This window comes from Streptomyces sp. NPDC002265 (assembly GCF_040296125.1).
GTDB lineage: Bacteria > Actinomycetota > Actinomycetes > Streptomycetales > Streptomycetaceae > Streptomyces.
In genome coordinates this window covers 1-8881 of sequence record NZ_JBEOWS010000380.1, presented here as the reverse complement: position 1 = coordinate 8881, position 8881 = coordinate 1, and the positions used below count along the sequence as shown (strand labels likewise).

The window sequence follows — 8881 nt, the reverse complement described above, 5'->3', positions numbered from 1 at the left end:
GGCCCGCCCGGGCCCGTACGAGGGCGGTGTCGGTTCGCGGTCGCGGTCGCCTCAGGCCGTGGGCCAGGCCTCCGCCAGCATCTTGCGGGTGTCCGCGAGCAGCTGCGGCAGCACCCGGGTGTGCCCGACGACCGGCATGAAGTTCGTGTCGCCGCCCCAGCGGGGGACGATGTGCTGGTGGAGGTGGGCGGCGATGCCCGCGCCCGCCACCGCGCCCTGGTTCATGCCGATGTTGAAACCCTGTGCGCCGGACGCGGCACGCAGCGCCGTCATCGCCTGCTTGGTCAGCTCGGCGAGCTCGACGGTCTCCGCCCCGGTCAGGTCCGTGTAGTCGGCGACATGACGGTAGGGCACGGTCATCAGGTGGCCGCCGTTGTACGGGTAGAGGTTCAGCACCGCGTAGACGTGCTCTCCCCGCTTGACGACCAGGCCGTCCTCGTCGGACTTGGCCGGTATCGCGCAGAAGGGGCAGCCGTCCTCCGCGCCCGGGCCGGTCGGCTTGTTCTCCCCCTGGATGTAGGCCATCCGGTGGGGCGTCCACAGGCGCTGGAACGCGTCCTGCGTCCCCACTCCGATCTGCTGTTCCGGCTCACTCGTCATGCAAGGCAGCATATGGCTTCGCCCGTTCGCGGCGTGTCGGCGGGGTTCGGGCAAAGGCGTCGCGGGCGAAGCTGGCCCGATGGACGACGACGACCGCATGCTGCGCTGGGAGCACCGCACGGAGCTCCCGCTCGCGCTGGCATCGCTGCTCTTCCTGGCCTCGTACGCGGTCCACGTGCTGGGCCAGGGTCTGTCCGATTTCTGGCATGCGCTCTGTCTGGCGGTGACCGGTGCGACCTGGGCCCTGTTCATCGCCGACTACCTGGTGCGCTGGCGGATCAGCGGGCAGCGCCTGAGCTTCGTGCACCGGCATCTGCTGGACACGATGGTCGTGCTCCTGCCCCTGCTGCGGCCGCTGCGCGTCGTCAAGACGTACGACGCCGTACAGCGTCGGCGCGGGCAGCCGCGGCTCCCGCTGCCCCTGCGGGTGATGGCGTACGCGAGCCTGTCGTCCGTGCTGCTCGGCTTCTCGGGCGCGCTCGCCGTGCTCCAGCAGGAGCGCGGCGCCCCGGACGCCACCATCAAGACGTTCGGCGACTCGGTCTGGTGGGCCGCCGCCACCCTGTCGACCGTGGGCTACGGGGACGTCGCGCCGGTGACACCGCTGGGGCGGACGATCGCGGTGTTCATGATGGCCTGCGGTCTGGCGCTCCTCGGCGCGGTCACCGGCTCGTTCTCCTCCTGGCTGCTCCAGGTGTTCGCCCGCCCGGAAGAGACCGAGGGCCCCCGCAGCGGCGATCGCTCCGGGGGCCCCTGAGGTCTGCGGGATCAGACCTGTGCCCGCTCCTCGACGACCTTCGCGATCTTCGCGATGGCCTCGTCGAACGGGATGCCGTTCTCCTGCGAGCCGTCGCGGTAGCGGAAGGAGACCGATCCGGCCGCCATGTCCTCGTCGCCCGCGATGACCATGAAGGGCACCTTCTGCTTCTGGGCGTTGCGGATCTTCTTCTGCATGCGGTCGGAGGACGAGTCCACCTCGACGCGCAGGCCCTTGGCCTTGGCCGCCGCCGTGAACTTCTCCAGGTACTCCACGTGCGCGTCGCCGATCGGGATGCCGACCGCCTGGACGGGGGCGAGCCAGGCCGGGAAGGCGCCCGCGTAGTGCTCCAGGAGCACCGCGAAGAACCGCTCGATGGAGCCGAAGAGGGCCCGGTGGATCATGACCGGACGCTGCTTGGCGCCGTCGGGACCGGTGTACTCCAGGTCGAAGCGCTCGGGCAGGTTGAAGTCGAGCTGGACCGTCGACATCTGCCAGGTGCGGCCGATGGCGTCGCGAGCCTGCACGGAGATCTTCGGGCCGTAGAACGCGGCGCCGCCCGGGTCCGGGACCAGCGGGAGACCCTGCTTCTCGGCGACCTGGCGCAGCGTCTCGGTGGCCTCCTCCCAGACCTCGTCCGAGCCGACGAACTTCTCCGGGTCCTTGGTGGACAGCTCCAGGTAGAAGTCGGTCAGGCCGTAGTCGCGCAGCAGGTTCAGGACGAAGGTGAGCGTCCTGTCGAGCTCGTCCGCCATCTGCTCGCGGGTGCAGTAGATGTGCGCGTCGTCCTGGGTGAAGCCGCGGGCCCGGGTCAGACCGTGCACGACGCCCGACTTCTCGTACCGGTACACGGTGCCGAACTCGAACAGGCGCAGCGGCAGTTCGCGGTAGGAGCGGCCGCGCGCGTCGAAGATCAGGTTGTGCATCGGGCAGTTCATGGGCTTGAGGTAGTAGTCCACGCCCTCGTCGAGCTGCATGGGCGGGTACATGCCCTCGGCGTACCAGTCCAGGTGGCCCGAGGTCTCGAAGAGCTTCCCCTTGGTGGCGTGCGGGGTGTAGACGAACTCGTAGCCCTCCTCCTCGTGCCGGCGGCGCGAGTAGTCCTCCATGACCCGGCGGACGATGCCGCCCTTGGGGTGGAAGACGGCGAGGCCGGAGCCGATCTGCTCCGGGATGGAGAACAGGTCCAGCTCGTTGCCCAGCTTGCGGTGGTCGCGCTTCTCGGCCTCGGCGAGGAAGTCGAGGTGCGCCTTCAGCTCCTCCTTGGAGGGCCAGGCGGTGCCGTAGATGCGCTGGAGCATGGGGTTCTTCTCGCTGCCGCGCCAGTAGGCGGCCGCGTTGCGCATCAGCTTGAACGCCGGGATGTTGCGGGTGGTGGGCAGGTGGGGACCGCGGCAGAGGTCCTTCCAGCACAGCTCGCCGGTCTTGGCGTCGAGGTTGTCGTAGATGGTCAGCTCGCCGCCGCCCACCTCGACGTCCGCGCCGTCGTCCGTGGAGGCGGCACCCTTGATGCCGATGAGCTCCAGCTTGTACGGCTCGGCCGCGAGCTCCTCGCGGGCGTCCTCGTCGGTGACGACACGGCGGGAGAAGCGCTGCCCGCGGCGCTGGATCTCCTGCATCTTCTTCTCGATGGCCTTGAGGTCCTCGGGCGTGAAGGGCTTCTCGACGTCGAAGTCGTAGTAGAAGCCGTCCCGCACCGGCGGGCCGATGCCCAGCTTGGCCTCGGGGAAGAGCTCCTGCACGGCCTGGGCCATCACGTGCGCGGTGGAGTGGCGCAGGATGTTCAGGCCGTCCTCGGAGGAGATCTCGACGCCCTCGACGGTCTCGCCGTCCTGGACCGCGTAGGCGAGGTCCTTGAGCTCGCCGCCCACACGCGCGGCGATGATCGAGCGCTCGCCGGCGAAGAGGTCGGCGGCCGTAGTGCCCGTCGTCACCACGCGTTCTTCCCGCTCGGAATCGCGCTGGATGATCACGCGGACGTCTGACACCGGTCTCTCCTGACTGAAGGTGGGTGCGGCGCCATACGGGAGCGCGCGCATGACTGGGATCGTACCGACCCCGACCCGCCCACCGCGAAACGGTTACGGTCGGTCCTCGCCCGTGCACGCCTCCTCGAAGAAGTCCAGGTTCTCCTGGAGCGACTTCATCAGCCGGTCCCGCTCCGCCTCGTCCACCTGGACCGGTACGACCCCGCCGGCGCCGGTGAGCCTGCGGAAACCGCCCCGGCTCTCCAGCCTCCCGTGCACCCGCACCGGCAGCCCGACCAGATGGGCCTGTCCGGCGATGCGGTAGTCCTCCTCGTCCAGGGTCAGCCGGACGTGCGGGACCTCGGCGCCGGCGATCACCCTCAGCCGTACGGCCCCCTCGCCACGGGGTCCGGACCTGCGCATCCGCTCCACGGTGCCGGTGATCCGCACCGGTACGGACGGTTCCTCGCGCAGATAGCGTGCGCCGGCCTCGCGCAGCACCGGCAGGTCGCCGGGCGAGAACTCGACGGGTTCCACCCCGGCCGCGCAGTCCTCGGGCACACCGGCCGCCGGCGCCCAGTCCACGGCGATCCGGGCGCCCTCGGCACCGCGCACCAGGATGATCAGCGCCTCGGTGAGCTCACGGCTGACGCCCGCCTCGACGGCTCCGTCGAAGGCGTCCATCCCGCCGGTGGCGCGCTGGTAGTCGATGGCCTCCCGGGCCGCGTACAGCGCCTGGTGCAGCCGGACGACGAGCGGGCGGGCGGTGGCGACGGGCACGAAGGCGGTCAGGCTGCCGCCCTCGGCGGCCGAGCCGACGAGGACGCTCTCCAGCAGCGCGGCGGCCGAGCGCCGGTGCCGGGCACCGTAGTAGCCGGCCCGGGCGCGGGTGGCGAGCGCGCAGGCCAGCAGCATCTGGCGGGCGCCGGAGCGCAGCTGCTCCTGCACGCTCCAGGGCGCGGCTCCGGCGGGCCCGCTGGGCACGTCCCGCCACCAGCGGATCTCGTCGCTGGGCACGGTGAGCCCGACCAGCACCTCGCGCGCGGAGGGCGTACCGCTGCGGGCGAGCGCGACGAGTGCCTCGCTCAGCAGGTCGTCGCTGTCGGGGAAGGCGCGGCTCTCGGGCACCAGCAGACTCGTGCCCGCGCCGCCCTGGCCGGGCGGCGTCCAGCGCCCGTACCGTCCGGGGGCGCCGCCGCGGCGCTGCCAGCCGTGCCGGCGCAGCAGGGCGCCGAGCACGGCCGGGTCCACCTCGCCGGGTGCGGGCGGGCTCTCCCAGTGGGCCTCGGGATGCGGCCGCACAGGGCGCAGGGTCCCTTCGAGCGGGCGGTGCGTCATGGTCTGCCTCCCGTCCCGACCCGCGTCATGATCTCGCACAGCGCCCGGTCGTCGAAGATGCGTGAGGTCGGTATCCGCACGGTGGTGCGGTGCCGTCCGGTGACGGGCACCCCCGCCAGATTGACCCAATAGCAGCAGTGCCGCAGGTCCAGGCGGTCGTGGCTGGCACGCAGCCAGTCGTCCTGGGATCTGGGCACGAGCATCACGACCAGGATCTTGTGCACCGAGACGGGCGTGCGGGCGAGCTTCGCCAGGTGGTCGTTGTCGAGCGTGAAGGAGAAGAAGCGGCCCGGTGGGTTCGGCCGGATCTGGTAGGTGCACTTCAGCTGCACCTTGATGGTCACCTCGTCGTCGACGGTGTGTCCGGGCGCGCTGTGACTGACGTGCCAGTCGATGCCGTTGTCCGGAAAGGGCTGGGACAACGAGCATCCCGCGGCCGCCGCGACCGCGTGCAGATACCCCACCTGCAATGTCTCCATGCAGGCGGTGGTGGCGAGTGTGCCGCGATGGGGTGCCGTCCGTTCGGGCAGCAGCCCGCCCCGCTCGGGCTGCGCTATCGCCATGACCAACAGCCTTCCAAGCCAGAGGTTTGCCCACGATGGGCCGCTGAACTGCAAAGACCCGTACTCCTGTTGTGTCCTTCCGGCGTACGGCGCAAACGGCCCGGGTATCACCAAACAGGCAGAAGAAGGTGCGTCACCTGCCGTGGGTGAACGAGGAGTTGTGTTCCTATGACGTACTGGTACGACGGGCCCCTGGCCGCGTTCGACACCGAGACAACGGGCGTGGACGTCGAGACCGACCGCATAGTGTCGGCCGCCCTCGTCGTCCAGGACGCCCCGGGCATGCGGCCGCGGGTGAGCCGCTGGCTGGTGAATCCGGGCGTGCCGGTGCCCGCCGGGGCGACGGCGGTGCACGGGCTGACGGAGGATCATCTTCAGCGCAACGGCCGCTGGCCGGCGCCGGTGATGTACGAGATAGCCGAGGTGCTGGCCGAACAGGCTGCCGCGGGGCGCCCGTTGGTGGTGATGAACGCGCCGTTCGACCTGACCCTCCTGGACCGCGAGCTGCGCCGGCACCGGGCCTCGTCGCTGGACCGCTGGTTCGACGCGTCGCCGTTGCGGGTGCTGGACCCACGGGTGCTGGACAAGCATCTGGACCGCTACCGAAAGGGCCGCCGCACACTCACCGACCTGTGCGCGCACTACGGCGTGACGCTGGAGGGCGCGCACGACGCGGCGGAGGACGCGCTGGCCGCGCTGGAGGTCGTGCGGGCGCTCGGCCGCCGGTTCGCGACCCGGCTGGAGCGCCTCTCCCCTGCCGAGCTGCACACCCTCCAGACGGGCTGGCACGCGGCCCAGGCGCGCGGCCTCCAGGCCTGGTTCGCGCGCAGCGGCACGGAGGAGGTGGTGGACCAGGCCTGGCCGCTGCGCCCGGAGCTGCCGGCCGCCGCCTGAGCAGGCCACCCTGCGTCCGGACAGCAGCAGGACGCAACCGGGCGACACCGGGACGGCATGCAAAAGGGCCGGTCCGTACGGATACGGACCGGCCCTTCCCGGTGGGCGATACTGGGTTCGAACCAGTGACCTCTTCGGTGTGAACGAAGCGCTCTCCCACTGAGCTAATCGCCCGGGAACGGACTGAACCATACAGGGCACTGCGGGCTTCGTTCAAACCGCGCGCAGCCGGGCGGCCAGTCCACGCCGTCCGGCGCGCATCATCAGCCGGTGGTTGGCGCGGAAGACAGGCCGTCCCGGCACGGCGAACCGCCTGAGCAGCGGCTTGTTCACCGCCACCTCCTGCGTGTAGTGCGCGAGGGTGCCGTCGCCGTGCGCGGTGACCGTCCAGCGCGCCCAGCCCTCGATGTCGCCGGACATCGCGATCTCCAGGACACCGGCCGCCGGGTCGCGCCGCACCTCGCGCGCCGTGAACGTCATGTCGTACGGCAGGAGCGAGCGGATGCGGATGACTCCGGTGATGTCGTCGAGCCGGGTCACCTCCCGGACCTGCGGCCACCAGCGGGGGTAGTCGTCGGCCCGCTCCAGCGCCGCGTAGACGGTCGCGGGCGGCGCGGGCAGCGTCCAGCGGCTGCGGAAGCGGTAGTGGGTCCAGTCCATGTCCGGAGTCTGCCCGGCCCCCGGCGGTTTCTCCCGGGATCTGAGTACGCCCTGAGTACCCACGCTCATGCCGTACGCCGTGACCCGGGCCACACTCGCGGACATGACACATGTTCCGCCGCCCGCCGAGGAGTTGCGGCTCATCGACGCCGAGCTGTGGCGGCTCGACGCCCGCCGGGCCCAGCTGCTGGCCCGCCGCGCCTGGCTGCTGACCGTCCTGCGACCGGATCCGCAACCGGACGCCCCGCGGCCCGGCCTGCGGTCGCCGCAGCCCGCATGGGGGCCGCCGGCGGCTCCGCCCCGGCCCGAGGCCTCCGCCCCCGGGGTGCAGAACGCGCTGCTGCTGCTCGGCGGTGTGCTGCTCACCCTGGCGGCGATGGTGTTCACCCTGGTCAGCTGGGGGCACCTGGGGATGACCGGGCGGTGCGCGGTGCTGGGCGCGCTCACGCTGGCCGTGCTGGCGGCGCCGGTGGCACTGCTGCGGCGCGGTCTGCGCTCGACGGCCGAGTCCGTCGCGGGCCTGGGGACGGCACTGACCGCGCTCGACGCGTACGCGCTGCACGAGGCCGGTCTCACGGCGGTCGACGGCACGGCGTACGCGGCCATCGCGACGGCGGTGCTGGCCGGGCTCTGGGCGGGGTACGGCCGGGCCCTGGACGCCCTGCGCCTGCCGCTGCCCGCCGCCCTGGCCGCGGCCCAACTCCCGCTGTTGCTGGGCGCGATCGCCGTCGACGCGGGAGCGTACGGGGTGACGGCCGCGCTCCTGGTGACGGCCGGGGCGGACACGGTCGTGGCGCTGCGGGCGGCCACCCGGCCCGTGCGGTACGTCGCCGCCGGCGGCGCGTGCGGCCTGGGCGCCTGGGGGGCGTCGGCGGCCGGCTGGCTGTCGTGGACGGCCACCGGTCCGGGCGCCGCCGCCCGTGCGGCGGCGCTCCTCTGCCTCGCCGCGGCGATCGCGCTGGGGGCCGCCTGGACGGCGCGCCCGCCGTCGGCCGCGCTCGTGACCGCGCCGGTCGGCGGGCTGCTGGCGGTGGCGGCAGGCGGTGGCCTGCTGCGGACGCTGCTGCCCGACGGCTGGACCGTGCCCGCCTGTCTGGTCTGCGGTGTCGTGCTGCTTGCGGTGCCGCGCGGCCGCCTCCCCGAGCCCGTGCGCGTCGGCCTGCTGCGGGCCTCCGGCGCCGTGCAGCTGGTGGCGCTCGCCGCGGCGCTGCCGCTCCTCGCCGTCGCGTCGGCGGGTCCGCTCGGCCGGGCGGGGCGGGCCTGGTCGGGCGCCCCGGCGGACGCCCGTGCCGCGGTGACGGCGTACCTGCCGTGGCCCGCGCACGCTCCGCAGTTGCTGATCGCCCCGGCGCTGGTCGCCGTCGTGCTGGTGGTGCTGGTGCGGGACGAGGTCCGGCGCCCGCGCGCCCTGGCCGGCGCGCTGGTCCTGGCCTGGGGTGCGGCCTTCGCCCTGCCCGCGGTCCTCGCGCTCCCGTACGCCGCCGGTCTGTGGGCGCAGGGTGCCGTCACGGCGGCAGCGCTGGCGGCCGTGGCCGGCGGCCGTCTGCACCCGCTGCCGCGGCTGACCGTCACCGTCCTCGCCGTGGCCGGTTCGCTCTCGCTGGCCTTCCTCGCCCTCGCCACCGAGACCGCGACGCTGGCCGTGCTGTCCGTACTGACCGTGCTGTTCGCGGCGGCCTCGGGGCGCCGGGAGGCGACCGCGGTCACCGCTCCGGCGGCGCTCGTCCATGCGGCCGCGCTGGCCTGCGCGACCGGCGCCGCGGCGGGCTGGCCGACGCGGTACACGGCCCTGCTGGTCCTCGTGGTCCCGGTGGCCGCGGCCGGGCTCGCCGCCCTGCTCGCCGTCCGGCCCGGTGCGTCCGGGGCGAGGGTGCCGGTCGAGGTCACCGGCGCCGCCGCCGCACTCCTGGCCGTGGGCCTGGCCCTCACCGAGCCGGCGTTCCTGGCCCTGGTGCTGGCGCTGACCGGTGTGATCGCCGCGGCCACGGCGGTCCGCGCCGACCGCCGGCCCGTGGGCCACGCCGCGGCGGCCCTGTTCGTCCTGGCCGCCTGGGTACGGCTGGCGTCCTGGGGTGTCGGCGCCCCGGAGGCGTACGCGCTGC

The 8881-nt window shown here is 73.1% G+C and carries 8 protein-coding genes and 1 tRNA gene; 3 read left to right on the top strand and 6 right to left on the bottom strand.

Going from position 1 to position 8881, the window contains the following annotated elements; translation table 11 throughout:
* Positions 1-51 precede the first annotated feature (51 nt).
* A complete protein-coding gene (locus tag ABT085_RS39765; RefSeq protein WP_351619882.1) occupies positions 52-612 on the bottom strand; it encodes an HIT family protein in 561 nt (186 codons plus the stop codon).
* A 67-nt stretch (positions 613-679) separates the two neighbouring features.
* On the opposite strand from ABT085_RS39765, the gene ABT085_RS39760 reads away from it, so the two are divergent.
* Positions 680-1357, top strand: coding sequence for a potassium channel family protein (locus tag ABT085_RS39760; RefSeq protein WP_351619879.1), 678 nt, complete (start codon positions 680-682; stop codon positions 1355-1357).
* A gap of 11 nt (positions 1358-1368) precedes the next feature.
* Here ABT085_RS39760 and thrS read toward each other — a convergent pair whose 3' ends face one another.
* The 3 genes from thrS to ABT085_RS39745 form a co-directional block, all read right to left on the bottom strand.
* Positions 1369-3345: a threonine--tRNA ligase gene (thrS, locus tag ABT085_RS39755; protein WP_351619876.1), complete on the bottom strand. Its 1977-nt coding sequence runs from the start codon at positions 3343-3345 to the stop codon at positions 1369-1371.
* Between the two features lie 93 nt (positions 3346-3438).
* A complete protein-coding gene (locus ABT085_RS39750; RefSeq protein WP_351619873.1) occupies positions 3439-4662 on the bottom strand; it encodes a hypothetical protein in 1224 nt (407 codons plus the stop codon).
* Positions 4659-5225, bottom strand: a complete 567-nt coding sequence (locus tag ABT085_RS39745; RefSeq protein ID WP_152888253.1) for a DUF4365 domain-containing protein — start codon at positions 5223-5225, stop codon at positions 4659-4661. Before ABT085_RS39745 ends, ABT085_RS39750 begins: the two co-directional genes overlap by 4 nt.
* A gap of 168 nt (positions 5226-5393) precedes the next feature.
* Here ABT085_RS39745 and ABT085_RS39740 point away from each other — a divergent pair, with 168 nt between their 5' ends.
* Positions 5394-6119, top strand: a complete 726-nt coding sequence (locus ABT085_RS39740; RefSeq protein ID WP_351619869.1) for a 3'-5' exonuclease — start codon at positions 5394-5396, stop codon at positions 6117-6119.
* A gap of 102 nt (positions 6120-6221) precedes the next feature.
* Here the strand turns inward: ABT085_RS39740 and ABT085_RS39735 are convergent.
* Both ABT085_RS39735 and ABT085_RS39730 read right to left on the bottom strand, forming a co-directional pair.
* Positions 6222-6293, bottom strand: a tRNA-Val gene (locus ABT085_RS39735).
* 39 nt (positions 6294-6332) lie between these two features.
* Positions 6333-6779, bottom strand: coding sequence for an SRPBCC family protein (locus ABT085_RS39730; protein ID WP_351619867.1), 447 nt, complete (start codon positions 6777-6779; stop codon positions 6333-6335).
* A gap of 103 nt (positions 6780-6882) precedes the next feature.
* Between ABT085_RS39730 and ABT085_RS39725 the strand changes: the two genes are divergently transcribed.
* Positions 6883-8881, top strand: a 1999-nt coding sequence (locus tag ABT085_RS39725; protein WP_351619858.1) for a hypothetical protein, incomplete at its 3' end; no start/stop codon positions are given.